Raw genomic sequence first — 25,027 nt, 5'->3', positions numbered from 1 at the left:
GTATTTTCTTAACGATTCACCACAACTTGGGCATTGCCCCACCGTATTTGATGTTGCAATGCTTCCAAGAGAGTTTCAGCTTCATCAATGCTTAATCTTTCGAGTTGTTGACAAACATCAAACAAATCTTGTGGGAGAGAATCTGCAATCACCAACTCGTATAAAGCATTTTCCAATGCCGTCGTAACTAAATAATCAGTTGGGTTTTGTTCTTCCTGCATGAAAACATAAGTAGACAAAGTTATACGAAGTAAAAGTTTCGTTTCTCTATCTAACTTTTCTAAATAATCCCCGTACTTTTCAACCAATTTGTCAATACGGTTGGTTTGCCCGTAGTATGTTACTAGGTCTGACATAGGATTACCTCTAATTCTTTTCTAACCAATCTTCCCGAAAAATTTTTACTTGCCGTGGTTTTTTATGGCTTTGATAAGCTATCAACACACTTACGAAAAAGCCACTACATTCAACTATTTGGATGATTTCGCCTTTTGTCCAGCACCGTTCGCTATCGTTCCAAAACTTGATTATGTTGCCTACTTTGTATGTGGCTGTTTTGGTGCTGATTGACTGAATACTTGTGAATGCAGGTAGTTTGTCCTGCATTATTCACCATCCTTTCTACAAACTTCATTGTCTATCGCCTAGCGATTATCTTCCACCACTTCACTAGGGAAGATCATCGATTAATTAACAAAATAACCGCAACAATATTAGTACCACTAGTTTTAAAACTTCCAGCTTCAACTGGAATAATTTTTGCATTAACAAACTTTAGCCAATCTTTAAACCGTTTTTCTGAGCAGTTATTTGAGTGTTGCCAATGAGTTGATGCCACAGTAACAATTCCTCCACCTGGGTTTAACAACGTATACATTTCTTGAATGTGGACAATATCTTGATTCCGGCTAAACGGAGGATTTGCAATTATTCTGTCATAGTTAGTGCCATCGTTTTGCAGAAAGTCTACACCCTTGAAATTAGCTGTTGGCAACTTTGATAAAAATGATTGATTTAATTGCATAATTTCGTAGCAATCAACCGTCTTCTCTGGAAGCACTTTATTAATCGCTTTGATTAATGCTCCATATGAAAATTGGGCGATTGCTTCCTTTTTGCGCGAGAACGCAATCGCCCAGGTCAACACAATTCAAAAAATGGTCAATCAGAAATAATCACCTGATTAATTAGTTCAAATTAAAACGAGAAGTCCGTAGAGATTTGCTAGGTCTGGGAGCGATCGCACTAGAAGCCGCCCTTGCCGTTTTCGCCCACGTCTGCATTCGCTCAACAGAAGCCGCATCTTGGACAGCAAGCGGTGTGATGGTTTGCCGACACGCCTCCAAATCACCAAGCGTTACTTTTTGCGGTCGTCCTTCATCGAATGCCAGTAGTGCAGATTCGGCTGCAAGCGTTTCCAGTTCCGCGCCGGAGAATTTTGCAGTGTTGGCTGCGATTGCTTCAAGATATTCATCCTCTACCGCAATACCAAATCGCTTCAGGTGAATCCTCAAAATCTGCGCCCGTTCAGGCTCAGACGGCAAATCGACAAAAAAATTTTCGTCAAATCTGCCCTTTCTTTTGAGTTCACTTGGTAGTGCTGATGGATCATTGCAAGTGGCCACAACGAATACACCACATTGTGATTCACTCATGAACGTGAGGATATTGCCGAGTATTCGCTGGGAAACTCCAGAGCTATCACCCTGTCCTGACAAGGCTTTCTCTATTTCGTCCAACCACAAAACGATAGGGATTTGAGAATCTAGAGTGGCAAAGATATTATTTAGGTTCATCTTGTAAATCTTTATACGGTAATGGTGCGAGTTCATCATGAGTTTTAACCAATTTCACGACTACCTCAAAAAATTCGGCATCGCCGTCAAAAATCTCCGCAGTTCCATCGCCAAAGCCAATCGCTGAAACCAAAGCATTAATCAATACACAAATACCCTCTGTATTACCTTTGATCACGATTAGTTCTTGGGCTGGCGATGGTGTGTAAATATGAACCATTGCGTATTCTTTAGGTAATTCGTTCATAATTTTTTTGTCCTGGGGGGAAGTGTTTAATTTCCCCCGTTAGTTTTACTGCCGTAGCCGTGTTTGATGATTCGTATTAGCTCTTAGTTGTTGGGTTTGCGCTTCGTCTTTAAAAGTGCGATCGCCCACAACACCCAACGCCTCCTCAAACGGCTGGGTCGCTTCCAGGCAAGAAAGCCCCTCAAATCCCTCGGCTTCTACTCGCACTTCACCAGTAGATTTGTCAAAATGTATCAGTATAGAACGTCCCATGAATTACCTCCTGGCATACTGTTTAACTTCTTGGTGTCCGGCAAATGTTAGCCGTAGGGTTTGTACTGACCCTTTGGTTTCTTCGCTGATAGTGCATTCGCCAAATTTCTCGCGTAATTCTTCAGTTTTGGCTAGTACCATGCGTTTTCCGTAGACTTGCATTAGTTGGTGGCTAAAGAAGTTTTCACCCAGCCGAGGCGCTGTTTCGTATTCATCATGAATCACTTCATACACCCCAGATGTAGAGTTCCACCGAAAACCTATATCTGCACGGGCTTTGATTGTGCGACCACTGACTATGATTTCCGCACTTTGCTCATCGTTATCCCCAAAAAATCCGGTTAACGGGTGTGCTGTTTCGTGGACTTGGGGTGCAAGCTTCAGATCCTCTAACGCTTGCACTAAACACTCACGGTTGGTTAGCTTCGTTCTAACTTGTGTAAAATGTGACATTTTATTTCCTAACTGCTTGAGTTGGTATTGAAACACGGACAGTAGTTACAGACCCCTTAGTTGCGGTTGCTACCACTTCACCACCAATTTGCGTAGCAAGTTTTGGTAGATAAAGACTGATGTATTCTTGCTGCAACTTGGGCAAAAAATTCTGCCCTAGTCCTTGGCCTGCTTGTGCTATTCCTGCGCCTTGGTCGTATTCGCTAATCAGGCACTCGTACTCAGTCCCGTTCCAGAAAAAGCCGAGGTCGTTGCTAAGGCTAGAAATTTGATTTCGGGGTACAACCACATGAGCCATCTGCGATCGCTTTTCCCCCCGATAGCCGTACAGATTTACTGCCTTGTCGTGAAGCATTGGAAAGAAACCAAACCGTTGCAATGCCTCGACCAAACACGACTGGTCTTTAAATTTGACTTCAATCTTGGAAAAATGTGACATAGTTATAAAATTTGAGAAATGGTAGTAGTGCGATGTTCTTTGCTAACTGTTAATATGTACATGTAGTGAACTGCAAACAGAGAGCGTTAAAACTGCAAACAAGGCATTTGTCGGTGGAAGGATAATATTGCCGGAATGGCTTGCTTATGCTTCCAATTAACTTCGGCAAAATTATACTTCTAATCCTAAGGATAGGTTGTACTCAGTTGCCAAATGTGTTAAGCATAGCCAAGAGACTGTTGAATTTCACGTAAGTAAGACCTCACCCAAAGGTTACGCATCACTCCCGGCTTGGTAAGAAGTTGAGTAACCCGACGTTGTGTAGGTTTTTGTCCTTGTGAATGAAGCAGTTGAGCAACATTTTGTATTTCTTGGCATACAAGCTCTCTTTTTTCCTTACCAATTGCATTATTATATTCTTGGTAACGCTTGGAGATAGAACGAGAAAGTTCAGGAAAATATCTGTATAAATAGCTGTTATTTTTGTAACCTAGTCGTCGAGAAATTTCTAGGAATGAAGGAGGTGGAAATTCCTGAAGTGCTAATTCGAGAATAGGTTGAATTTTTTGCTGTCTACTCACGCTTTTATAATCAGCGTGTCTAACTTTAATTATTTGACATAATTCGGGAAAATGATTCTGTAAACAAAGCGGATAATGTTTTAGACGAAACGCGACATCTTCTAAAGAAGGTGGTGGGTACTCATTAATTACTTCTTGAAGAACTATATTTAAAACTTGCTTTCTCTCGGAATTGATTCTTTTATAGGACTTTCTTGGTTGTTCGGCTTGATTTGTTGATGAGCCACAAGCAATATTATCAAAAAATAAAATATCTGTTGTTAAAAAATAAAGCAATTTGATTCTCATCTGATGACTTAGTAGCAAAAGTTTATCTATTTGAGGTATTACTTTTCCTTTACACCATGAACCAATTGTTGCTTGATTTACTGAAATAGCGCGAGATAAAGCAGCTTGATTTGATTGAAATGCTTGATTAATAAAAGTAGAAATTGTCTGACTAATCCGATTTGAATCAAGAGGAGATATGATAGTGGGTGCAGCTGCGATTAATTCTCCCAATTCGTGATTTACATAAAGTTGCCAAGCAATTTCATCCGCTTTTTTCATTTGGTTGATTCCACCACTTTTGTATCGGTAACTCCCCAGCCATTTACCGCATTTATTACAGTGTCCGGTCTGAGAATCACCAGAAAGTACAAGTTGTTGATTCAAACAATGAGGACACACTGATAAAAAAGGATGGTGGTGGATTGGACAAATCTGAACTACATTAATACACCAAAGAAGTGGCTCATAAATACTTTTGTTGGTATCACGCCATTCTTGGTAACAAGAAGGACACCAAACACGCTCATGGCGAAGTAAATCCCTTTTAGAAAGCACCTTTTCCCAAGGTATAAGGGTAAGAAAATGTAAGTCTGTTCGTTTCGTCAGGATGGACATTGCACCTACTAAATTAGTTGCCATTAAGCCCGTTCCATTAGTTGCTGTTCTATCTCTATTAACTCCAAGTATTTTGCCGATACTTTCATTCCTTTCATTTCTTAAGTTTGATAATTTCGTTTCTCTACCCATAAATGGGGCAATTTCCTTTATAAGTAGCTTTCTAGTAGTGATGCAATGTTGTTCAGCTAGTCTAATGACATAGCTTGTTAAACTTTCTACATAAGGAGTTCCTATACCAATTGGCTCTAGATTATACAAACGGCTTCTTGGTGGAATCGGAGATTTTTGCGTATCCCACGATGGGTAAAGTTTTAGGGTTAATGTGGACATATCACTCAAGTTCCTACTTGACGACGCTTAGGTAATGGTTGTCCGACTTTAGACTGCACTTTTCTCAAAGTTGAGTTACTCTGTTGTGGTTGAATCTCAACTTGTTTAATGTCGTTATCAATTAGCGCAGATTTTATTGGTAAGCCCAATTCCGCACGCAGTTGCTGAACTTCTCCCTCAATTTGTGCCTGATTATTCTCTCCTTCTTTAATTTTTTTGAGGATGTTTCGACATTGGGCAACCGATAAGGCGCGACGTTCTAGATGTTTAAGCTCAACAGAGTCAGATCCTTCATTAATTGCATCGAACAATGCGTTCTGAAACCAGTTTTTAAGAATTCCTACACAACCCAAACTTCGCTCATAACAGTAATCCCAATGTGATACTAAATCAGGCTCTTGCTGTAATGGCATCATTAGTTGAAAACCCCAAACCACACTTTGGAATACTTCTCTGTCTTGTTCTATATCAGCATGGTAACGGGGAAAATGTAAGTAAACACTACGTCGGCTTAACTGGTCACCAACATCATGTAGGGTTAATAATTCGTATGTGCCTACTAGACCATGTACAACTCCAGTTCTGTTAGCTAATGACTTTATAGCTTCAGGTAAATCTGTTAGCTTGCGTCCAGAAGCTACCATTAGCATATGATGAGCTTCATCAATAAAAAATATTTTGGGTTTGCGATGTTTAAGAGCTTGCTCTAACGCCCATCCTAAATCTGTTTCAATAACTTTTGACTCAATCACAATTTGCCCCGAATTGTTCCGATAAATACCTTGTGTGCCGTAGTCTATCTTATGTTCAATTAATGGTTCATTAAGGGCAAATAAGCAGCGCTTAATATGGTCTTTCGAGTTAAATATCCCTGATTTTTGAACCACTGCCTCAACTGATGCGAATGGTAAGCAACCTGGGTCAATTTCGAGTTGCGGTAAATTCGACTCAACTAACCACTTTTCAATTAGTAAACGTAGGGTAGTTTTCCCAACCCCTGTTGGACCATAAATAAAGATAATTCGTGATTCCGAAGAATTACTAACCGCCAGCTTGAGAAAATTGAAGGCTTCTTCTAGCCGAGGGTGTGCCATTGTATAATTGTCGAAGTACAATAGCTTTTCCGTCGTTGATTGTGTCAGTAATGCTGTGGGAAAATGCTTTTGATTAGACATGATTAATAAGAATCAAAAATTTGGAGTTTAGTAGGTATTTTAGTAACGCTTTCTACTTGAACTGATTCTAAATTGTTATTTTCACTTGGCTCAAAAGCTACTGTTTCTATCAAATTTAATGATTCATGAAATTGAATTTTATTTCTTTCACACTCAATGAGTTTAAATACTTCTTTTCCTTGATTATCTCGGAGACGTTGTACAAGTAAAACCTCTTCTGCTTCTGCTGATGAAAGAAATTCTGCTAATTTTTTGGCTCGAACTTTAAATTCTTGATGATGATTGGTTTTACGTTTTTGCAACTCAGTTGTTGCCAGCCAAATCTCTTTTTCTGAACGCCCTTTAAAAGCTGCATAATATTCGCTAATACATTCAATCCACTGACCACGAACATAGGCATAAGCAATCCCAATATCAAATGGGTCGTATCTTATTGCCACATACGTTTTGTGAATACTAGGGTCGCGGAAAGCCGAATTCCAGTAATGAATTCCTCGAATTTGTATCCCTTGGACTGGGTGAACTTTTACTTTCTGTGATTGTGTTGTTGGTAAAGTTAAAATTCTCAAGTTTTCGTCCCAGGGTATTAGTCGGTGATTTCTTAATCCATACTTTGCTATACCTTGATTAAATGCGTCAGAAGGAGACATCCCTAACGCTGGATGTTCTGTTGTGTCATATTCTGAGTAAGCCCATTCGCAAAGATACAGATACAATAACCCAAGAGTCCAAATTGCTAGATTTTTAGGGTTGACTGTTTTGGTCATCAACCTGACTTTTTTGGTAATCTGTGTGTTACCAGCTAAGTTATAAACAAATTGAGTGTTAGCTGTTCCAAATAAACGCTCGCAAACTCCACTAAATCGGGATGCAGCAGGGGGACGGTGTTTGAGCGTGCATTCAAACAGAGCTAACAAGCTCTCGAAGTAGGTACTGTGAAATTCTTTACCGTTGTCTGTCACTATGATTTGGGGCAAACGTGAGTAGCGCATTACACAAATCCGCAGTACCATCATGCAACTGCGGTAACTCGGAGGGTCAAAAGTTAAATGCCGTAGCCGTACTGTTGTTGAGCCTGTTTATATTTGGCTAGCCAATCCCTTAAAGTGCGTTCTGGGACTGTTGGATTTTCTATTTTTTGACCTAACAATATTGGTTCAATACTTCTGTAACGTCGGTTAGCATCTTCTAAATCTTTTTGGCTTGCACCCCTTAATATTGAATTTAATTCGTCGGGGTTACTGCCCGCATACATCTGTTTATTAACTGTTATTTGACCCAGCCGAATTTTACTCTCTAGTTCGGTAACTGGTAAGTCAATTAACTCCCCTAATTCAGAGCGCAGAGTAATTTGTGTATGACCAACTTTTATCAATGTATAGATTTGACCATCCCAGTTTATTTGTTCTTTTGTCACTAAATTTATGACTGGAACAGTTATTGTATCTGCACTTCGCAATGACAAAAATATCGATTTATGGGAAGAAGCATACTCTCGGTCGCAAAAAACTTGGCATTGTTCTGGCTCAACTAGTAAGCATGTCTCTAAATCTATATAAATCTGCTCGCTAGCAATTAAAAAATAAATCGAATCTGCGCTAATTCCTAACTTATTGTCAAGCAATTGATTCAGAGTTATTCCTGGTTGGGCGCGAACAATATTTTCAATTAACTCGTCTGACCTATTCCTCAGATTTTTGGATTCATCAATAGCACGATAATAATCTTCTAAAAAGGTTAGATTGCGGTATAAAATCCAATTAATTTTAGCATCTGAAAAAATTTGAAAATCAAATCCAAATTGTGCGGCATACGATAAAGCAGGTGGTGATAACCAATAACCATCACTATTAAAGCTGTAACGATGAGGCTGTTTGACCAGCAACTTTTGTAATTCTTTTTCTGTTTTACACTCTACCCACCCAGCGCTCGAAGCTCTGATAACGAAAAAGTCCGGGGTGTAGAAAAATCCAAGATTTCGTCCCGACTTGGACTGGTAATTTATTTTAAATGCCGGAGGTTGGTCGTAATATTCTAGAACCTCCTCATCATGCTCTAGTTCATATATAAAGGGAAGCTCGACTTTATGAGACTCAAATTGAATGCTTTTTTGATTCTTTTTGCTGGGATAAAAACCTGAAACATTCTTTCTTCCACCCCCTACTCGTCGCGCTGGCTCACTAGACCGAATATCCGTAAGAGTTGAGATTGATAATTTTGATAATTTTTGGTCGCTACACCATTTTTTAAACTCGTAATCGGTGAGCATTTTTCTTACTCCCTGAAACTTGAGTTAGACATACAGTCTATAACAATGGCACGTAAGAAGTAGCAAACACTAATTAATTGGGAGAAACAGTAACCGATTATTACTCAAGCCATTGCACGGGATCTGATGTGTTATTAATTGTACCTCTAGCTACAAAAGCGTTTTGAACGAGTCATCTAATTTAACAATTTTGGCACGCTTATTGTTCCATTTTGAGTTTTCGGCACTATTATCATTCCAATTGCCAAATTTTTGGCATCAGTGATTAATGGCAGAATAAACGTTTTGAGCTTTGTCGTGGCAATATTATGGTTCCATTTTTGGCAATATTATCCTTCCACCGACAAATGCCTTGTTTGCAGTTTTAACGCTCTCTGTTTGCAGTTCACTACAGGTAGGTAGGGGATTATCGGTGAGTTTCATGGCTAATCAATTGCCTTTGAAGCGTAACCGCATTGAATTACATCCCACCGTTAAAGATAAATGGGGTCTACCAGTAGCATATATCAGAAAAATATGGCATCCCCACGACCAATACTTGATGACTACTTTAGCGCAACGCTGTGGTGATGTTTTGCGATTTGGTGTAGACCCTGCAAACGGTAATTTTCAAATTGAAGGTCAAGGCGGAGTGCATCAAGCACCCAATGGTATTGCCAGAATTGCTAACCACATTCTCGGCGGCGCACGCTTTGGCACAGACCGCAATGATTCGGTGTTAGACCCTGACTGTCGTGCTTGGGATTTTGACAACCTCTACATTACTGATGGTTCTTTTATGCCGACATCAGGCGGTGCAAATCCGACTTTAACTATTCAAGCTAATTCCTTCCGCGTTGCTGACGAATTACTCAAGAGGCTGTAATTGTATGGACCCTAGATTTGCAGAAATTTTTACCAGTCCCGAAAACGAGATTTTTAAGGTTGTTTTCTTTCCTGACAGGATTTATCACGCCCAATACTTAAATGCTACTCGTAGCCCCCGCTACCGCTACAATGTCCAAGAAGTCCGTTCTTATCTCGACTTTATTGTGATGAAAGGTGAGGTGTATTTAGATGGACAATTTCTCTGTAACTTCTTGCGTGTAGAGTATAAAAGTAGTCGCCTAGTAGAACAAGCACGGGAGAAAAAACGGTTTGTTAAGAATGAATTAATTGCTTGGCTGAGATTGTTACCGGAAAATCCAGAGAATATTGCTGAAGGTAGAGTGAAGCTGCATTATTGTCCTTGGACTGATGCTTATCAAGCCGAGATTTGGGAAACTCTGGAACCGCCTGCTAACAGTTACCACGATTTTAAAGTTCTCGATCAAATGGGTTATCACCGACCGATTACGCGAGTACGTCAGTTTAATCCCGCTTTGCGAGATATTAAAGCCCTGAAACAGTTGGAGTTAGCTTTTCGGGAAAACGATCGCAACCTACCCACCGGTTATCAAATCAATGATAATGATGCTAGTTGGGATAATGCTTATTTGCGATCGCACCAAGAACCCCGCACCTCAGAACCTAGTTCTGATCTCAACACCATTGATGACACTAGCTATCTGATTAACTTCCAACGTGGTTGGTTCTTGCAAACTGAGGATATCCAACCTGTTCGCTACCGTAACGCCATGATGGATAATGAAAATCCTGATAGAAATGATGACAACATCATTGAAATGCGTTGGGTGATACAGCGAGAACTCGGCGGTTCTATGGTGTTTTTCCATGAAGTGACTATTCCCCCTGGCAAAGTCGAAGGCACACATCAACATATTGGTTCCGAAGAACTCTACTACATCACCGAAGGTGAAGGCATTGCATATATGCGCGATGGGGATGACCCAGCCACAGATTCATATCCCACCGTCGAACGGGATGTTATGGGTTTGGGTATGCGCCAATTTAAGGAATTACCCGTAAAACCAGGTAGCGTAATTTTTACCAAGAGTGGTGGGATGCACGGCATTCGTAACCCTGGTACAGAACCACTGAAGTTTATTGCCTTCTTGTATCACACTGTATAAATTAAAACCCTTAAACTCATGTCTATTGTTCACTCTGATAGCGTTGTTCGAGTTACTCCTAATACTCAACCCAACTACAACCAATCTAACCCACTCCTGAAGCTGCTGAATTTGATGGAAAGAGCGCAATTAGCAGCTGAACGAGAATGTTATCTGATGGAGTACGCTCAGTATTTGTTTCCTTACGAATGGCTGAGTTTATATGGTCCGGCTGGCAATGATGCAGATATTCTTGACCCGACCATACAAGATAACAAACTTGATTTCCAAAAACAAAATATTCGTGACTTCCGCAGTACAGATACTTATTTAATGCGCGGTTTAGTCAGGGTGGGAAATTGGGTTGGGCCATTTTTGCGGATTTCTTATCGTGGTGGCCCTGATTCTAAATTATCTGTAGCAGCTAATCACAAACTCGGTGAAAAAATTAAGCTGTGGCTGAAAGTCGGCGATGTGACTACTCCCAGTTTAATTAGCGTACCTTATAATCCGGCGAGCGATCGCTATGAAATTGAGTTGTGGGGTTATCCTGGCAATGACCTGCCAATTCAGTTAGATAGCAAGGGAAACAAAGCTATTGACCGTCTAGAATTGCAAGCACGTCCAGATTTAATTCGCGGTGATATGTTAGCCTTCAACCGCGAAGGACTAGATGGTAAACGCATCGAAGATATTGATTCTACCAACACCATGCACCCCGTGTTGCCCCTACATATAGAACTCGCTTGGGCAGACTTTGACGAACAAGCTTGGGACTCGCAAAATAGCGCCAATTACCATTACGAATTCAACATGATTCTGCGTGGTTGGGATAATTATTTAGAAACTGGTATTAGTCCTAATCCCCACGGTGGTATCGGCTTTTTGGAGTATCGTAACTTAATGTCCAACTACGGGGGTAAGTCTCAGAAAAACGAGTTGGGGCGTGGGTTAAACCCGTGGAATCTCAACGCTTTTAGCAGCAAAGTTCATGGTAACGGTTTTGAATCATTCTTTGCTGTGGATTACATGGATTTACATCTTTTGAAGCCGGGATGTGGTATTGGTTTACACCGTCATCGAGATAACCAAGAAATGTTTTTAATGATGGACGGTCAAGGTTTCATGGTGATTGGCGACTGGTGCAAAATGCCGCAACGAGAACGCTGCTTTGAAATTCGCACACTGCGTCCTGGACACTTTGCTATGCTCAAAGGCGGCAATTTACACGCACTAATGAATTCCACTGACCAAGATATTTCTCTTTTCATGTGTGGAGGATACGATTAATTGGTAATTGGTATGGTAATTCGTAATCAAGTCTCAGGTAGATCTATTGCGAATTGCTACGCCTATTCCTAGTTAGGTTTTTCTAAGAACTGTTTACCGCAGTCTTTGCAGAGATAACGTTGTTTCCCGTGACGATGCCCATTTTTAGATAAACGAGATGAATGACAGTGAGGGCACATCATTACTTTCATTACTTGTTGTGGGGTTGGCTGTACATGAGGTGTCAAGTATGCTACTAATAAAGCTTTAATTTCTGCGTAACGAGCTTGTTTTTGATGATGATCCTGGCGTAAAGCATTGAGTAGTAAAGCGTTATAAGATAAATGAACCGTTTCTGCTAAAAGTTTGCTTTTTTCTATAGCTAAGTCTGGATTCCATCTGCGAAACAAGCTAGCAAATTGTTGTATCAACCACTCATTAAAGGTTTCGTTAAATAGCTTAAATAACTCTGGTGCAACGAAATACTGAATGTACACAACACGCGGTATGGGATCTGCAAAATATTCAGCATGTGTATTCACCACGCGCTCAATAAACTCTGATAATGACTTTTGCTCATCTGCTGACTGCATCAATTTGGCATGAATAGCTGTCACCTGTTCCATGTGACGAGCTTCCAGAGCATGAAAAATTGCCAGTTTATCAGGAAAAAACTGATATAGAGAACCAATTGCCGTTTCCGCTTTCGCCGCTATCACGTGGGTAGTTGCGGCTTCATATCCTACTTCAACAAAAACTGCTGCTGCTGCTTGAAGAATTTTCTCTACTCGTTGTTGACTGCGTTTTTGTTGGGGTTGACGGCGCATTGGGGTAGGTTCTGGTTTGGTCACGTTCCGAGTTGACAAATGTGAATAATGTGTCGTATTTTAAAAATTAAAGATGAAACTTTTGTCACAATTTTACTTTAACGATCGCCATCATTAAGCGATCGCATATTTCACATACTTTAAAACTAATCCTTGGGAGACTCCTATGGAAGCAATTCTGCCGGGCGCACCTTGGTTAATTGCCCATCGTTTCATGTTGGGCATTAATAAACCGTATAAACTCACACTCAATGGACATGATTATGTACTGTGGCAAAATCAGCAAGGTGAAGTGTTTGCCCTCGATAACATTTGTCCTCATATGCAAGCACCGTTATCAGATGGCTGGATTTGTCAAGACACACATGCGATCGCCTGTCCTTTTCATGCACTAGAGTTTGATGGACAGGGAAGACTGCACAATGCTGGGAAAGTGGGTAGTCAACCTCTACTAACTCCTCTGGAAATCGTCATCAAAGATGATTGTATTTGGACATATGGCGGACATACTCCCAAGATTCCTGTCCCGGATCTGATCCCCAAAGTCAGTGCAGGTATGAGCTTTTTAGGAGTTGCAGGAGAAAAAAGTATTCACGGTACTTTTTTGGATAGTATATCAATCAATTATGACTACAACCATCAAAATGGCACACACCGGGAATTATTTGGCATTAAAGCCAATCGCATCCCCGTATTTGAGCATGACGGATATTGGGCAAAAGTTGTGCAAGAACTAGATCGTGACGACAGTACCTGGAATGATATCCTCCACAATCCTGTTATCCTCACTGTACCCAAGACTTACACCGGAACATTAGAATATGCTTTTCCCTCACTAACAACTTTTCGTGCAGATGTTCCCATTGGAGAAGTTTTGCAAGTTCATGGGTTGTATCCAGAAACTGCAACCCAAACTAAAACCTTTGTTTTAGTCTACAGTAAACCCAAACACCCAATTTTGAAACCACTACTGAGGCGATTTGTGTTAAGTGCAGTAGCAACAGTGGTAGAACAAGATACACGCACCATTGAAACTTCTTATCCTCGCCAGCCAGCCAAGGTTCGCCTCCCCAACGAAGAAATTATGTTTCACGCCCAAAAGCTATATAGTCAATGGAGCAATAATTGACGAATTACTGCCCTAGTTCATTAATATTGTTCATCACTTGTTGATACAAATCACGGTTATTTTGGTTGTCAAAAATGCTGGCGGCTTGTCGTAAATCTTGCAGGGCGCCTTGTCTGTCTCCTTGGGCTGCGCGGGCATTTCCTCGGTTGTTGTAGGCAGGGCCAAAGTTAGAATTGAGACGTATGGCTTGATTGTAATCGGCGATCGCACCTTCTCTATCTCCTTGAGCAGCGCGGGCATTTCCTCGGTTGTTGTAGGCGATAGCGTATCGAGAATCGAGACGAATAGCTTGGTTGAAATCATCTAGCGCCCCGTTAATATCTCCTTGGGTAACACGGGCATTTCCCCGATTATTGTAGGCTTCGGCATAATTGGGCGAGATGCGAATAGCTTCGTTATAGTCGGCGATCGCTCGCTGGTGATCTCCTAGGGAAGCCAGTGCATTCCCCCGACTGTTGTAGGCTTCGGCATCATCGGCAGCTAGACTAATGGCTTGATTATAATCTGCGATCGCTCGTTGCTTATCGCCTTGATCAAAATAAGCTAGTCCCCGGCCTTTATAAGCTGCACTATAGTCAGGATCTAGTTCAATCGCTTGGTTATAGGATGCGATCGCCCCTTGTAAGTCGCCTCTTATATGCTGATTCTTTCCTTGAACATAAAGATTACCACCTTGAGATGTTTGCACTACACGACGGTTAGGAGGACTCACTCCTATTTCTGTTACCAATACATCTTCATTTCGATTGCAGGAAATGCTAGTAATGGCACTCAATGCGGTAACCATAACTATAGTCAATATTTTTTTAAGTTTCACCTGCTCTTGCCCAAATAACCGCAATTTCATAAGTTACCCTAAACCGTCAAACAATTTTAGATTTTGGATTTTAGATTTCGGACTTTTGCATGATAATTAGCACCAACTTGAAATAAAGGTTGTTCCTAAATCTTTGTATTTGTGTCAAATCAATTGATATGCTGACCCCATATAGCAACACAGTTAAGTGAGACTGGAATAGCATATACTCTAGGTTTGTCTCACTGTTACTTGCTTGATCAGGCATTAAGTATAAAAACTTTTATTCTAGATAATTTCTTTATTTGTTATGTGAATTAAATTCTAGACAATCAGCATAAAATTTTATGTTTTTGCGTATACTTTATCAATGTTTTATTTTGTGTCCTAAAGTTTAATTATTCTTGAATTTTTGCCTAAATATAAAAAATAACAGGGCAATACTTATAAATATAGTTTGAAATAACTATTTTCAACAAAAATCCTTATTCCTATTTCCCCACTCCCCACTCCCCACTCCCTATTCCCCACCTCCACTTTCCTGAGTTTTAGGAGTTAGACGCCAAGATGTACTTTTGTCAATATCTAAAGACAATTCTTCGAGGTTTTGACCTAAGTCTTTTTGAAGTTTCTGAGTCAGTGTGACAGGAAAATCTAAACTCACATCTTGATTTTGTACTAGTCTAACTAATTCTGTAAATGCAACTTTTACAGTTTGACGCTCATAACTAGAAAGTTTGCAAAATGATGTTTCCGATACGTTTTGAGCCTGCATGGCTTTTTTTAAACGTTCCTGCAAATGCTCAAATTCTGAATTTAATAACTTCGATTGCTCTTCGAGTGCTGTGTATCTGGCACTGATTACTGTTAAATCTTCCATTATGGGGTCTGGATTACTGGCTACTTGTAATTCTAATAACTGTAAATGTACTTGGGCAAGATAAATACAGTCTAAGTAAGCATATTCTATTTGCCCTTCTGTTAGGGGTCTTTTTCCCCAATCACTACCTTGTTCCTGTTTATCAATATAGTTAAATCTGCATAGTGCGGTAGCTAGAGTTTTGAGTTGGTAATTAGGTAAGGGTAAAAGATAATAAGGAATTGTTTTAGCTAATTCTAAAGTACAAGTAATATTTTTAGCGAGCTTGTTACCCAAAAATTTAACATCATAACTGGCATTATGAAATACTTTAGTAATTGCCGGATTAATCATGATTTGCTCAATAAATTCATCCACCACATCAGGCTGATTGAGGACATCTAAAAGAAACACGCGATCGCCACTCATATCTGTGGGATCGTCTAATACCTGAATCAGTGATAATTTAGGATGGCGACTTTTATAGTCAGCGACTTCTGTATCAATCCATAGGGTTTTGGCTTGAGTATATTCAGCTACTATGGTATGAATATCACTAGCAGAAGTTAAGTATGGCATTAGCAAATATTTCCTGATATTTGAGTATGATTAAGTCAGTCACAGTTTTCTTAATTACCATTTAGATGGTGACCATTTTGGTATAAGTTTGCAGGATCACCACAAGATTGTGAAACATCTATAGTAGATAAACCCAAAGTGTTCGTTGGGCGATCGCCTGATATTGAAACTTCTGGGGATCATGGTTAGTCACTCTAGTAATTAATACAAATTAACAAGCCGACAGCACCAGCAGCAGTCGGCCTAAAACATTGGCGATAATTGAGTGAAAATTTATTTTTGAGCCGCGCTATGATGAGGGGGAACAGAAACCACCTTTTTCGCTAAACCCAAAGTCTGTAAAAGTTTGATGCTCCACCAAGTTACATCAATTTCCCACCAAGACAAGCCAGATTTTGCCATATTGGGATAAGTATGATGGTTATTATGCCATCCTTCTCCGTAGGTTACTAAAGATACCCACCAAAGATTACGTGCGCCATCATTGGCATCAAAGGTACGATAACCCCACAGATGTGATGCTGAGTTAACAAACCAGGTAGAATGCCAAAGCAAGACTGACCTGACAAAGACACCATAAATGACAAAAGACCAACCCCCTAAGAGATACAGCAGTACTCCAAAGGGAATTTGCATTAGTAAGAAGTAGCGATCTAGCCAACGATAAAAAGGCTGTCTTGCTAAGTCAGGTGCGTACTTTTGATAAACGTCATAATCAAAAAATTCAGGACGTGGGTAGAAGATCCACAGCATGTGGCTCCACCAAAATCCTCGCTGGGCAGAGTAGGGATCTAAGTTAATATCTTCTGTGTGGGCGTGATGCTGGCGGTGTCCACCAATCCAGAAAATCGGCCCCCCTTGTAAAGCCAAGGCTCCAATGGTAGCGATTATATATTCCAGCCATTTAGGCACTTGAAAACTCTTATGGCTCAGCAGTCGATGATATCCTAGGCAAATGCCAATACTCCCAAACAACCAGTGGAGCAACAGTAGCAAACCTAATGCTGACCAAGAGAAAAACCAAGGAGCCAGGAGAGCTAAGGCATGAAATGCAGCAAAAAATGCCACATTCACCCACCTAAGGCGAGGCGCATTTCCTCTTTCGGGGGTGAACGCCAGAAACTTCGCGGTCATACAAATTCCTGTTGATGGATGATGAAGCGATTTGCTTTTTCTCGGTGCAACCATAGCAGGTATTTGCCTGCTCTGCACAGCAGTTCGTTACAGTAAAGAAAAGCAAGTATCACTTACATTTGTTATGCTAACAGACTGCTCAATTTCATGCAAGTGCCACTTGCATTATTCCCTATGTCATCTCAACTAATTTCCGCTCGTCAACGTCTGATTCAGTCAGCACTGGAGTTATTTACTGCTCAGGGAGTTAGCGCCACGACAACCCGCCAAATTGCGGAGAAAGCAGAAGTCAATGAAGTGACGTTATTCCGGCACTTTGGTAACAAGCATGGACTACTATTGTCTGTTCTAGAAGAATCCGCAGCCTTCAAGAATTTAGGGGAATCCCTAGTACAGAGGGCAACTCCTCCTGGTGATATTTATCAAGCCCTGAAAGATTATGCAAGTGACAGCTTACATGCCTTAGAAAGGATACCTGAGTTGGTTCGATCTGTAGTAGGTGAAGCTAAACAGTATCCAATGGAAAATCGCCGAGCTATAGGACGTGGATTAACAGAAGCAAACCGCTACGTGGCAGAGTATTTAGCCGCTGTTATCCAACAAGGAGATTTAAATACTTATCTCCCAGCAGAGAAATTAGCTAGTTTGCTCAATGGCATGATCCTGGGATACGCAGTAATTGAATTTACTAGTGAATTTCATCAACTGTGGGAGGATCGGGATGATTTTTTAGAGAATTTAGTAGAGTTATTTTTACATGGAGCTATGTCACCTTCAAAAAAAACAGCAACAACCAAGGACAATGTGATGGAAGTAGCTGATTTACCTGCTGGAGTAGTTTACCAAATTTTGCAACAAGCCAAGAAGTCAAGTACACAAGATTATGCCTTGGCTTATGTGTTATTCGGGGCTGGCTTATCTCCTAGAGAAATTGTCAGTTTGCAGCGAAATCAGCAAATTTGTCATACTTCCGGTCACTTTCTCCAGATTACTACCCCAGAGTTTTCCCGCCAGGTACCTGTTAATCAGTGGATTTTGGGTAAACGCTATGGTTCCTATACCAACAATCCCTTAACCAGATGGCTCAAAAGTCGTAAAGACACTCACCAAGCGATGTTTGTCAACGAAGTTGGTAACTTCATTTCCGAATCAGAATTGTTGCAACATTGGGAAGTATGGACTGAAGGATTGTTAACTCCTCAAGGAATACCACCTGCGATCGCCCAAGCACAACACACCTGGTGTGTAGAAATGTTAATGCGGGGGATGAGCCTAGAAAACTTAGGTATTTTAACAGGTGGAGAACGTATTCAATTACAAGCCTATGCCAAAAGAGCCAAAGAAAAAGCAGCACTAGAGCAAGCAACTCGTTTAGATCATAAGCCTGCATAGCAATGGCAGCTAATTTTGCAAAAGAATAAATCTATATATTGGCTGATTATTTTATATTTTTGGTAACAAGATTGTTATCATTATAACCTTGCCAATTTGGCTATTCATAACTATGTCTAAAGTATGAAAAGAAATTAGTAAGTGATTATGTATTATATTTCTGTTAAACAAATTTATCTATTTCAGTATTATGGGCAAATATGCTAATTATCATTAATATATTCTAGATAAAATATGCTAATTTGTTCAATCACTTAATATTGGCTATAAACACGCTATTAATTACTATTGAATCTGTTGCATATGAGTTGAAATCAAGCAAGAATCAGGTTATTGTGTGTAATTAAATAATGCAACCTCATGCTGTGAAAATAGTGAAGTAGAGGTATACAAAGGTAAGTATAAATTTACCCAATCGCCTTATAATTGCATTCGCTATCAGCCTCACAGTATTTAGCTAGCAATTTAATAGAAGAAACTTTGGCACATAAATTATTCCACATCATGTGACTTTTCTTAAACTATCAGGGCTTGCTGGCATGAAAATATCTAATCTAGATCCACTTATCCCCCTAACAGAATTAAGAGAAAAACTCCTGAGATTACCCAAAGATTATTTGCTTTATGAAGAGGATTTAATTGAATTTCTCTCCCGAAGAAGATGGCCTGAAAGCGATCGCCGCATTGACCGGACAACTTTCTGGCGCTGGAGAAATGACAACGGAATTGAGCATCAAAAAATATTTAGCCGATTGGATGTCTTGAAACTCTGCCAGATTTGTGATCACTACCGATTAGATGGAACTCGCAATGAATACTTGGCGATTGTTAACAAGAAAAAAGAGTTAGCTTTCAAATAGTCAAATAGTAAGGTTGTAGTGAAAAACACGTGGCTGGGGATTGAAGAATATATACAGCAAACTTCAACTTAGTGAAGTACAAAAAGACCCCCATTGGCGCTGTCGTGCATCCTCAATTTATTACGATTGATTTCTGAAATATACGTAGGGTAGGCTTTTTCCATAAAATCTAGATTTTGGTCGGGGAAGCCTATCCTACATTACTGAATTTTTCACCTATCATTGAGGATTCCTACACAAGTTTTCTGATGTGCTATTAAGTTTTAAAATTGGTGAAGAGATACAATTTAAAATCTTATGGTACATTCGCAACGCATTAATCCTGCTCCCGGACAAGAATCAGTATGGGATTACCCTCGTCCCCCTCGTCTAGAAGACACAAGCAAACATATTCAGATCATTTTTAATCAAGTCACAATTGTAGACACCCAAAACGCCAAGCGAGTTTTAGAAACAAGTCATCCACCGTCTTACTACATTCCTCCTGGGGATATTAAAATGGAACACCTATTACAAACACCAAAAACTAGTTTTTGCGAATGGAAAGGGCCAGCCGGTTACTATACAATCCATGTGGGTGACAGAGAAGCTCACAATGCTGCTTGGTTTTACCCCGACCCCACACCAGCCTTTGCATCTCTCAAAGACTATGTAGCTTTTTATGCCCATCTTATGGATGTCTGCTACGTTGATGGCGAAAAAGTCCAACCCCAACCAGGTAATTTTTATGGTGGTTGGATTACCAATGATATTGTTGGGCCATTCAAGGGTAGCCCCGGTACATGGGGGTGGTAATTGATACTCTACTGAGAACAACTTTTTGATTAAGACTCTGCTTACCTCTGTGTTGGAAAATTTAGGATGGGAAAAATAGTACAGGATACCAACTTTGACGCAAAATTTCCGCTGCAAAACTAGAAACTAACCATTCTTGGAGCTTACCGATTGTTCCAGAAGACAAGGCGATCGCACTAATATCAGCCATGACAGCTGTCTCTAAAACCTGAGGAACAGAGTTTCCCTCGCGGACTTCTGTCTCTACTTGTAAATTTACCTTTTCCAAATCAGCCTTAATCTGAGATAAAGTTTCCTGAGCCTGCGGTGGTAGAATTTTACTGGGGATTTTTTGGCTAATATTAGGCTCTAAAACCCAGCACAGATGACACTTTTTCACAAACGTATCCGACTGTTGTTGCGCTAAACTTTTGATCTGTTGTACCAGATAATTTGACGCTTTACTATCGTTATAGGGAATTAGCAAAGAGCGAAAAAGGTGCTGACAACGTAGTGTTAATTCCTCAGAAGTATAAGCAGAAATTAACTGAGGACGCACTATTAGTAAAGGAATTTTACTTTGGCGGGATAACCCAGCCATCGTACTACCCGCCAGTTTTTCTGCAAGTGAGCTACGATTTGGAGAACCCAGGATCATCAGTTGAGACTGATAAGCTTGAGCTACCTTCAAAATAGTCTCAGATGCTTTTCCTGATTGAACTTCTATGTTGACATCTACATCAGTGGAAATGTCACCAAAATCTTTTGTCAAACGGGTTTGAGCCTGTTCTATTTTTTCACTATCGACTTGGGGAATAATACCTTTTTCCCATAACGGAACAACATGTAGAAAAACAATTTGCTTTATTCCTGCGGCCCCAAGACTTGGAACAAAATGCAATAGTCGATGCAAACCGTCAGCAAAATCTGTGCAAATTAAAACTCGTTCAAACATAAATATTAATAAAATACATCTATTAATATTCTACTTGAATCAATACTGATGTAAAAATTAGACGATTTTCGGTTATTTTACTGCATAAATAATGATGCCAGTACTAATATTCTCGGCTAACCGAAATTTTAGACAATTACCCCATAGCGATCGTCAACGGCTTACCCATTTTAGATAATTATCTGCGTTGGCCTGGTTATGAATTATTTATCATGGGTGGATTAGCAGCTTTGCAGGTGTATCAGGTGCGAGAATGGCCAGTGAGAAAATTGTGCCTGCGATCGCCAAGTCGAGTATTGCCTATATGCCAAAATCTCAAGTGGACATGAGATGCGGGAATTTCCGCACTTGATATTCTGCTAACTCGATGATGGGATAGGATTCTCCCATTGCTTGGGTAAATTTAGCTTCAATAGCCTGTAAATCTTCTAAGGGTATAGCTTTCCACTGTTCCCGTGTTGCCCACCGAACAATTAAAATCAGTTCTGTGGGATCGTTGGGGTTAATCCAAACTTCTTTCCCCAGAAATCCTGGATACTTCGCCAGGGCTGTTGTCCAAATTTCTGCATCCTGCTGGATATAATGTTCTCGCTGTTCTGGGGCTACCTTAAACTTCAGTAGTTCTATAACCAAACCTTTGCATTCCTTTTGTATGTCTACGAATTTGCCAAAATAGAGATGTAGGCTAAAATAATCACTTTTCCAGCATAGCTTGATTGCATACACTCAAGAGCAAAAGCCAGCTAGTGGGAAACAATTAAAGAGGAAGGGAGTATGGACAATAACAACTGGTTGCAACAGCTAATGATGCTTGGTATTGGTACAACATCTTTAGTAGCCGAAAAAATGCGGCAAGTCAGTGATGATTTGGTTAAGGACGGTAAACTCGATCCTGAGCAAGCTAAGGCGGTGATGGATGATGTTGTGCAGCAGTTAAAATCGGAACAGGGAAACTGGGAAGAGCAAATGCAACGGCAAATGCGTAATATGATGCAGGACTTAGGTGTTGCTCGTCAGTCTGAGGTGGATGAATTACGGGGTAGAATCGACCGTTTAGAACGTCAAGTGCGCGATTTGGAGAATAAGCTTTGGCGTTAGCAAGTCCTTTCTGATTTAAACTAAATTGTGTCCTGTTGGTAATGATTGTGTTAGAGACTAGAGGCTAGTATTCTGACTTAACATTGGCTCAAGCTCAAATCTGCTAACAGCACTTTCAATTTAGGGAGGACTGATTTTGAAATCAATTTTACTCAGCGTGGGTTTCATGCTGGTATGTGTTGTGGTATTGGTATTAGCACAAGTTGGCAGTAAGCAGGACTCTGCTATTGCGGCTAATATCACTGCTACTGCACCAGCACCCACTAGTCTTACTGAAAACAATATCTTAATTGCGAGCAATACTATGTCTGATGATAATGTGGTAACTAATCCATCTGGATTGAAGTATGTGGAAATTGAGGAAGGAACCGGGGCGACTCCTGAACCTGGGCAAACCGTTGTAGTACATTACACCGGGACTTTAGAAGATGGTACTCAGTTTGATAGTTCACGCGATCGCAAGCAACCTTTCAGTTTTAAAATCGGCGTAGGACAAGTCATTCAAGGTTGGGACGAAGGACTCAGCACTATGAAAGTAGGCGGTCGTCGTCAATTAATCATCCCTTCAGAACTAGGTTATGGTTCCCGTGGTGCAGGTGGAGTAATTCCCCCCAACGCCACCTTATTGTTTGATGTGGAATTGTTAGATATTAAATAGGGCTTGCTGAAAAAGTCTGATCGTTGGGGTAGGAAACAGGAAACAGTTTCATACCAATTCACGAAAATCTTGAAACAGATCCAAGACCGTACAGAAGCAATCTCAAAGCCTTGATTTTCGTAGCAAGTACGTAAGTCCTAAATTAACGTGAGTTCGATAGCTTTAAAAAACCCCGCTTCCATTCCTCTCCCCGCGTCGGGGAGAGGCTTAAAAACACTATTTTTTCATACCAAACTGTGGATTTTTTGCCCCTTCCCTCGTAGGGAAGGGGTTGGGGTTAGGTTCCGTCGCACTCACGTTAAATTAAAGAGATTTATTATATTTAATTGCGAATTGACAATTGACAATTGTTTTGGTCAGAATTATTTCCCCCCTGCTCCACTGCAACATGTTGATTCAGCAATCCGTACCTACTCAGTCAGTGTGATTTAACTTCTGGTCACCATAGCAAAAACGATCGCACAATTCTATGGTTCTACAAAGTGCGATGGCGCTTTGCGCCCGCCGGAGGCGATCGCCTGATTTATCCGTTATTTGTAGCTTGACGACGACGAGAGACAACCAGCATTCCACCCATCAAGCCAAGACCTAATAAGCTAGCTGGTTCAGGTACACTTTGGGCGACTGCTCCCACAACTTTGAAGTCAGGGCCGTTAAATGATTTATCCGCGCTGACGCGAATTCCTGTAATGGAGCTATAACCACTTAGACCCAAGTCTGCTAAACTGACACCTCTAGAGCCAACTTTTTGAGAGCCACTAATTTCCATTGTGTCAATTTTGTAACTAGCATCATCCCACTCACTCCGCAATATTTTCAGTAAATTACCAATCACATTGCCATCAGCATCTATGGCTTGAACAGCTAAATCACTATTCATTCCCCGTTCCCAGAAAAACAATTTATCTACTGCTTGATCAAAGAAAAGATTTATGATGAATTTACCGCTATCTTCACCATCTATAATGTTATTAAGGTTGAGATTACCTAGTGCTGCAACTACCTGCTGATTATTAGGGTCTTCGGCTACTACACCTTGTGCATTATCTCCTTTATCTGCACTAGCTGCGCCAGAGTTTTTACCTTTGTAAGCGTCGTTGTAGATGATATTGGCTTTATTAACTAAGGCAAAATCATCAATGATAGTTCCATCTTTCATCTGCACAGACTTCAACCAAATATCATCTTTGGGCTTATTGTTATAGGTGGAATTAGTAGTGAATGAAAAAGCCTGTGCAGAAGATGTAGATAAAGCTAAAACACCAGCAGCCATTAAGCCAGTAAGAACAGAGATGTGTTGAAATTTCATGTTTTTATTTACATTTAATTCGTGCTTGTGCATTCATCATGTCACAGGCAATATCACGGTGTATAGATGTTTTATAGTATCTTGTTTTGCAAGTTTATTTTCAGTAATATCACGCAAGCTCTACCAAGTTTTGCATGATATTAGCTTGTTGCTAAAATTACCCATCTTATGTCAGTAGTTACTAACCTTGGTGTGGAATCGAGTAAAGGCTTTAAAAGTTTAATTTTTCGTTGGTAATTAAGGATATTTAAGCCCCTTTCCGCATCGAAGAGGGGTTGGGGAAAGGTTCATCGACTTCAGATTCCTTGAGAGTGCGACAAAAAGGAATCATCATCATAATGTTAGTCATGCCAATAACTTCACGGGCGCGTTTAATGGCCCGACATTCTAAAGCAAAACCTTCACGGTAGCGATCGCTATTATATAGATATAACCTTGATCACCTTCGGCGCAAGAAATCGTAATTTCCTGTTGATCATGTAAAATCGTCGTCGCCTGATCTGTACCCACAATAGCCGGAATACCTAACTCACGGCTGACAATGGCTGCGTGACAAGTGCGTCCCCCGTGGTCTGTGACAATACCAGCCGCCCAACGCACTGGCTTACCTTTGCGTGAAACAAATTCATATCTTTATTCACCAACGCCAAATTCTGGCTATTACTTTCTATCTTTTTGTCATACTTGCCATAAATAGTGTCGTATTTTAACAAATAAACTAAATTATCTAAGTAGAACAAGGTAAATAATTAAAGGTTTGTAGTGAGAACTTTAGTTCTCAAATCAGGACTAAAGTCCTGACTACGAACTGATCTTAGGTAAATTTACATTAGTTTACATAGTTTGGTTTAATGGCATTAAATCATTGATAGCCACTAGTTCTAATTCCTTAGTATTGAGGATAATTTTAAAAACTACTCTACCAATTCGACCTAAGCCATTAATTGCTACTTTCGTCATCAGGGAC

Annotated in this window: 28 protein-coding genes and 3 pseudogenes; 10 read left to right on the top strand and 21 right to left on the bottom strand. The window is 40.3% G+C overall.

Going from position 1 to position 25,027, the window contains the following annotated elements; all coding sequences use genetic code 11:
• Window positions 1–8 precede the first annotated feature (8 nt).
• From ACM0OT_RS17685 to ACM0OT_RS17630, 12 genes and pseudogenes are all read right to left on the bottom strand, one after another.
• On the bottom strand, window positions 9–356 hold the full coding sequence (locus tag ACM0OT_RS17685; protein WP_414565731.1) for a hypothetical protein: 348 nt from the start codon (window positions 354–356) through the stop codon (window positions 9–11).
• A 10-nt stretch (window positions 357–366) separates the two neighbouring features.
• The gene (locus ACM0OT_RS17680) at window positions 367–606 is read right to left on the bottom strand and encodes a hypothetical protein (RefSeq protein WP_414565730.1); all 240 of its coding nucleotides are present in this window, start codon (window positions 604–606) and stop codon (window positions 367–369) included.
• A 73-nt stretch (window positions 607–679) separates the two neighbouring features.
• The gene (locus tag ACM0OT_RS17675) at window positions 680–1,147 is read right to left on the bottom strand and encodes a hypothetical protein (protein ID WP_414565729.1); all 468 of its coding nucleotides are present in this window, start codon (window positions 1,145–1,147) and stop codon (window positions 680–682) included.
• A gap of 40 nt (window positions 1,148–1,187) precedes the next feature.
• A pseudogene (locus ACM0OT_RS17670) lies at window positions 1,188–1,754 on the bottom strand (AAA family ATPase); the annotation flags it as partial.
• A gap of 28 nt (window positions 1,755–1,782) precedes the next feature.
• Window positions 1,783–2,043: a hypothetical protein gene (locus tag ACM0OT_RS17665; protein ID WP_414565728.1), complete on the bottom strand. Its 261-nt coding sequence runs from the start codon at window positions 2,041–2,043 to the stop codon at window positions 1,783–1,785.
• A 45-nt stretch (window positions 2,044–2,088) separates the two neighbouring features.
• A complete protein-coding gene (locus tag ACM0OT_RS17660) occupies window positions 2,089–2,295 on the bottom strand; it encodes a DUF2997 domain-containing protein (protein ID WP_414565727.1) in 207 nt (68 codons plus the stop codon).
• A 3-nt stretch (window positions 2,296–2,298) separates the two neighbouring features.
• Window positions 2,299–2,748 (bottom strand): DUF1257 domain-containing protein, encoded by a 450-nt coding sequence (locus tag ACM0OT_RS17655; protein ID WP_414565726.1) that lies wholly within the window; start codon window positions 2,746–2,748, stop codon window positions 2,299–2,301.
• A gap of 1 nt (window position 2,749) precedes the next feature.
• Window positions 2,750–3,187 carry a DUF1257 domain-containing protein gene (locus tag ACM0OT_RS17650; protein ID WP_414565725.1) on the bottom strand — a complete coding sequence of 146 codons (438 nt, stop codon included), beginning with the start codon at window positions 3,185–3,187 and terminating at the stop codon, window positions 2,750–2,752.
• Between the two features lie 218 nt (window positions 3,188–3,405).
• Entirely contained in the window at window positions 3,406–4,986 is a 1,581-nt protein-coding gene (locus ACM0OT_RS17645) for a TniQ family protein (RefSeq protein ID WP_414565724.1), read from the bottom strand.
• A 5-nt stretch (window positions 4,987–4,991) separates the two neighbouring features.
• Window positions 4,992–6,161 (bottom strand): ATP-binding protein, encoded by a 1,170-nt coding sequence (locus tag ACM0OT_RS17640; RefSeq protein ID WP_414565723.1) that lies wholly within the window; start codon window positions 6,159–6,161, stop codon window positions 4,992–4,994.
• 2 nt (window positions 6,162–6,163) lie between these two features.
• Entirely contained in the window at window positions 6,164–7,153 is a 990-nt protein-coding gene (locus tag ACM0OT_RS17635; RefSeq protein ID WP_414565722.1) for a Mu transposase C-terminal domain-containing protein, read from the bottom strand.
• Window positions 7,154–7,206: 53 nt separating this feature from the next.
• Entirely contained in the window at window positions 7,207–8,430 is a 1,224-nt protein-coding gene (locus ACM0OT_RS17630) for a heteromeric transposase endonuclease subunit TnsA (protein WP_414565721.1), read from the bottom strand.
• Window positions 8,431–8,851: 421 nt separating this feature from the next.
• Here ACM0OT_RS17630 and ACM0OT_RS17625 point away from each other — a divergent pair, with 421 nt between their 5' ends.
• From ACM0OT_RS17625 to ACM0OT_RS17615, 3 genes are read left to right on the top strand one after another with little or no spacing between them, the layout of a single operon-like run.
• Window positions 8,852–9,295, top strand: a complete 444-nt coding sequence (locus tag ACM0OT_RS17625; protein ID WP_414565720.1) for a GMC family oxidoreductase — start codon at window positions 8,852–8,854, stop codon at window positions 9,293–9,295.
• Between the two features lie 4 nt (window positions 9,296–9,299).
• Window positions 9,300–10,442, top strand: a complete 1,143-nt coding sequence (locus ACM0OT_RS17620) for a cupin domain-containing protein (RefSeq protein ID WP_414565719.1) — start codon at window positions 9,300–9,302, stop codon at window positions 10,440–10,442.
• Between the two features lie 18 nt (window positions 10,443–10,460).
• Window positions 10,461–11,711 carry a cupin domain-containing protein gene (locus ACM0OT_RS17615; RefSeq protein WP_414565718.1) on the top strand — a complete coding sequence of 417 codons (1,251 nt, stop codon included), beginning with the start codon at window positions 10,461–10,463 and terminating at the stop codon, window positions 11,709–11,711.
• 68 nt (window positions 11,712–11,779) lie between these two features.
• Here the strand turns inward: ACM0OT_RS17615 and ACM0OT_RS17610 are convergent, their stop codons facing one another.
• Window positions 11,780–12,541: a TetR/AcrR family transcriptional regulator gene (locus ACM0OT_RS17610; protein ID WP_414565717.1), complete on the bottom strand. Its 762-nt coding sequence runs from the start codon at window positions 12,539–12,541 to the stop codon at window positions 11,780–11,782.
• Between the two features lie 142 nt (window positions 12,542–12,683).
• Between ACM0OT_RS17610 and ACM0OT_RS17605 the strand changes: the two genes are divergently transcribed.
• Window positions 12,684–13,646, top strand: a complete 963-nt coding sequence (locus ACM0OT_RS17605) for a Rieske 2Fe-2S domain-containing protein (protein WP_414565716.1) — start codon at window positions 12,684–12,686, stop codon at window positions 13,644–13,646.
• Window positions 13,647–13,650: 4 nt separating this feature from the next.
• Here the strand turns inward: ACM0OT_RS17605 and ACM0OT_RS17600 are convergent, their stop codons facing one another.
• The 3 genes from ACM0OT_RS17600 to ACM0OT_RS17590 form a co-directional block, all read right to left on the bottom strand.
• Complete coding sequence (locus ACM0OT_RS17600) at window positions 13,651–14,493, bottom strand: tetratricopeptide repeat protein (RefSeq protein ID WP_414565715.1); 843 nt, start codon at window positions 14,491–14,493, stop codon at window positions 13,651–13,653.
• A 469-nt stretch (window positions 14,494–14,962) separates the two neighbouring features.
• On the bottom strand, window positions 14,963–15,880 hold the full coding sequence (locus ACM0OT_RS17595; RefSeq protein ID WP_414565714.1) for a ribonuclease D: 918 nt from the start codon (window positions 15,878–15,880) through the stop codon (window positions 14,963–14,965).
• Window positions 15,881–16,153: 273 nt separating this feature from the next.
• Window positions 16,154–17,014, bottom strand: a complete 861-nt coding sequence (locus ACM0OT_RS17590) for an acyl-CoA desaturase (protein ID WP_414565713.1) — start codon at window positions 17,012–17,014, stop codon at window positions 16,154–16,156.
• Between the two features lie 174 nt (window positions 17,015–17,188).
• On the opposite strand from ACM0OT_RS17590, the gene ACM0OT_RS17585 reads away from it, so the two are divergent.
• The 3 genes from ACM0OT_RS17585 to ACM0OT_RS17575 all read left to right on the top strand — a co-directional run bounded on the left by ACM0OT_RS17585 (window position 17,189) and on the right by ACM0OT_RS17575 (window position 20,061).
• The gene (locus tag ACM0OT_RS17585; protein ID WP_414565712.1) at window positions 17,189–18,406 is read left to right on the top strand and encodes a TetR family transcriptional regulator; all 1,218 of its coding nucleotides are present in this window, start codon (window positions 17,189–17,191) and stop codon (window positions 18,404–18,406) included.
• A 539-nt stretch (window positions 18,407–18,945) separates the two neighbouring features.
• A complete protein-coding gene (locus ACM0OT_RS17580) occupies window positions 18,946–19,266 on the top strand; it encodes a hypothetical protein (RefSeq protein ID WP_414565711.1) in 321 nt (106 codons plus the stop codon).
• A 297-nt stretch (window positions 19,267–19,563) separates the two neighbouring features.
• Window positions 19,564–20,061: a DUF427 domain-containing protein gene (locus ACM0OT_RS17575; RefSeq protein WP_414565710.1), complete on the top strand. Its 498-nt coding sequence runs from the start codon at window positions 19,564–19,566 to the stop codon at window positions 20,059–20,061.
• 61 nt (window positions 20,062–20,122) lie between these two features.
• Here ACM0OT_RS17575 and ACM0OT_RS17570 read toward each other — a convergent pair whose 3' ends face one another.
• Entirely contained in the window at window positions 20,123–20,995 is an 873-nt protein-coding gene (locus ACM0OT_RS17570; RefSeq protein ID WP_414565709.1) for a universal stress protein, read from the bottom strand.
• A 116-nt stretch (window positions 20,996–21,111) separates the two neighbouring features.
• On the opposite strand from ACM0OT_RS17570, the pseudogene ACM0OT_RS17565 reads away from it, so the two are divergent.
• Window positions 21,112–21,347: pseudogene (locus tag ACM0OT_RS17565) on the top strand (hypothetical protein); the annotation flags it as partial.
• On the opposite strand, the gene ACM0OT_RS17560 reads toward ACM0OT_RS17565, so the two are convergent.
• Window positions 21,311–21,628, bottom strand: a complete 318-nt coding sequence (locus tag ACM0OT_RS17560; protein WP_414565708.1) for a TIGR03792 family protein — start codon at window positions 21,626–21,628, stop codon at window positions 21,311–21,313. The pseudogene ACM0OT_RS17565 and the gene ACM0OT_RS17560 sit on opposite strands and share 37 nt — an antisense overlap.
• Before the next feature lie 141 nt (window positions 21,629–21,769).
• Between ACM0OT_RS17560 and ACM0OT_RS17555 the strand changes: the two genes are divergently transcribed.
• Both ACM0OT_RS17555 and ACM0OT_RS17550 read left to right on the top strand, forming a co-directional pair.
• The gene (locus ACM0OT_RS17555) at window positions 21,770–22,093 is read left to right on the top strand and encodes a phasin family protein (protein WP_414545591.1); all 324 of its coding nucleotides are present in this window, start codon (window positions 21,770–21,772) and stop codon (window positions 22,091–22,093) included.
• A 136-nt stretch (window positions 22,094–22,229) separates the two neighbouring features.
• Window positions 22,230–22,751, top strand: coding sequence for an FKBP-type peptidyl-prolyl cis-trans isomerase (locus tag ACM0OT_RS17550; RefSeq protein WP_414565707.1), 522 nt, complete (start codon window positions 22,230–22,232; stop codon window positions 22,749–22,751).
• 523 nt (window positions 22,752–23,274) lie between these two features.
• Here the strand turns inward: ACM0OT_RS17550 and ACM0OT_RS17545 are convergent.
• From ACM0OT_RS17545 to ACM0OT_RS17535, 3 genes and pseudogenes are all read right to left on the bottom strand, one after another.
• Complete coding sequence (locus tag ACM0OT_RS17545) at window positions 23,275–24,060, bottom strand: exosortase-dependent surface protein XDP2 (RefSeq protein WP_414565706.1); 786 nt, start codon at window positions 24,058–24,060, stop codon at window positions 23,275–23,277.
• Window positions 24,061–24,483: 423 nt separating this feature from the next.
• Window positions 24,484–24,651: pseudogene (locus ACM0OT_RS17540) on the bottom strand (PEP-utilizing enzyme); the annotation flags it as partial.
• A gap of 243 nt (window positions 24,652–24,894) precedes the next feature.
• Window positions 24,895–25,020 carry a glyceraldehyde 3-phosphate dehydrogenase NAD-binding domain-containing protein gene (locus tag ACM0OT_RS17535; protein ID WP_414565705.1) on the bottom strand — a complete coding sequence of 42 codons (126 nt, stop codon included), beginning with the start codon at window positions 25,018–25,020 and terminating at the stop codon, window positions 24,895–24,897.
• Between the last annotated feature and the right edge of the window lie 7 nt (window positions 25,021–25,027).

Origin of the sequence: Anabaena sp. CCY 9613, assembly GCF_963920895.1 — a bacterium.
Classification (GTDB): Bacteria; Cyanobacteriota; Cyanobacteriia; order Cyanobacteriales; family Nostocaceae; genus Cyanocohniella.
This window is presented reverse-complemented; position numbering and strand designations above follow the sequence as displayed.

Excerpts from the sequence above, each read along its gene's own strand:
- ACM0OT_RS17685 (WP_414565731.1), bottom strand. The coding sequence starts at position 356 with ATGTCAGACCTAGTAACATACTACGGGCAAACCAACCGTATTGACAAA.
- ACM0OT_RS17645 (WP_414565724.1), bottom strand. The coding sequence starts at position 4,986 with ATGTCCACATTAACCCTAAAACTTTACCCATCGTGGGATACGCAAAAA.
- ACM0OT_RS17590 (WP_414565713.1), bottom strand. The coding sequence starts at position 17,014 with ATGACCGCGAAGTTTCTGGCGTTCACCCCCGAAAGAGGAAATGCGCCT.
- ACM0OT_RS17680 (WP_414565730.1), bottom strand. The coding sequence starts at position 606 with ATGCAGGACAAACTACCTGCATTCACAAGTATTCAGTCAATCAGCACC.
- ACM0OT_RS17630 (WP_414565721.1), bottom strand. The coding sequence starts at position 8,430 with ATGCTCACCGATTACGAGTTTAAAAAATGGTGTAGCGACCAAAAATTA.
- ACM0OT_RS17600 (WP_414565715.1), bottom strand. The coding sequence starts at position 14,493 with ATGAAATTGCGGTTATTTGGGCAAGAGCAGGTGAAACTTAAAAAAATA.
- ACM0OT_RS17620 (WP_414565719.1), top strand. The coding sequence starts at position 9,300 with ATGGACCCTAGATTTGCAGAAATTTTTACCAGTCCCGAAAACGAGATT.
- ACM0OT_RS17615 (WP_414565718.1), top strand. The coding sequence starts at position 10,461 with ATGTCTATTGTTCACTCTGATAGCGTTGTTCGAGTTACTCCTAATACT.
- ACM0OT_RS17570 (WP_414565709.1), bottom strand. The coding sequence starts at position 20,995 with ATGTTTGAACGAGTTTTAATTTGCACAGATTTTGCTGACGGTTTGCAT.
- ACM0OT_RS17580 (WP_414565711.1), top strand. The coding sequence starts at position 18,946 with ATGAAAATATCTAATCTAGATCCACTTATCCCCCTAACAGAATTAAGA.
- ACM0OT_RS17625 (WP_414565720.1), top strand. The coding sequence starts at position 8,852 with ATGGCTAATCAATTGCCTTTGAAGCGTAACCGCATTGAATTACATCCC.
- ACM0OT_RS17585 (WP_414565712.1), top strand. The coding sequence starts at position 17,189 with ATGTCATCTCAACTAATTTCCGCTCGTCAACGTCTGATTCAGTCAGCA.
- ACM0OT_RS17575 (WP_414565710.1), top strand. The coding sequence starts at position 19,564 with ATGGTACATTCGCAACGCATTAATCCTGCTCCCGGACAAGAATCAGTA.
- ACM0OT_RS17650 (WP_414565725.1), bottom strand. The coding sequence starts at position 3,187 with ATGTCACATTTTTCCAAGATTGAAGTCAAATTTAAAGACCAGTCGTGT.
- ACM0OT_RS17640 (WP_414565723.1), bottom strand. The coding sequence starts at position 6,161 with ATGTCTAATCAAAAGCATTTTCCCACAGCATTACTGACACAATCAACG.
- ACM0OT_RS17665 (WP_414565728.1), bottom strand. The coding sequence starts at position 2,043 with ATGAACGAATTACCTAAAGAATACGCAATGGTTCATATTTACACACCA.
- ACM0OT_RS17605 (WP_414565716.1), top strand. The coding sequence starts at position 12,684 with ATGGAAGCAATTCTGCCGGGCGCACCTTGGTTAATTGCCCATCGTTTC.
- ACM0OT_RS17545 (WP_414565706.1), bottom strand. The coding sequence starts at position 24,060 with ATGAAATTTCAACACATCTCTGTTCTTACTGGCTTAATGGCTGCTGGT.
- ACM0OT_RS17535 (WP_414565705.1), bottom strand. The coding sequence starts at position 25,020 with ATGACGAAAGTAGCAATTAATGGCTTAGGTCGAATTGGTAGAGTAGTT.
- ACM0OT_RS17595 (WP_414565714.1), bottom strand. The coding sequence starts at position 15,880 with ATGCCATACTTAACTTCTGCTAGTGATATTCATACCATAGTAGCTGAA.
- ACM0OT_RS17635 (WP_414565722.1), bottom strand. The coding sequence starts at position 7,153 with ATGCGCTACTCACGTTTGCCCCAAATCATAGTGACAGACAACGGTAAA.
- ACM0OT_RS17655 (WP_414565726.1), bottom strand. The coding sequence starts at position 2,748 with ATGTCACATTTTACACAAGTTAGAACGAAGCTAACCAACCGTGAGTGT.
- ACM0OT_RS17555 (WP_414545591.1), top strand. The coding sequence starts at position 21,770 with ATGGACAATAACAACTGGTTGCAACAGCTAATGATGCTTGGTATTGGT.
- ACM0OT_RS17660 (WP_414565727.1), bottom strand. The coding sequence starts at position 2,295 with ATGGGACGTTCTATACTGATACATTTTGACAAATCTACTGGTGAAGTG.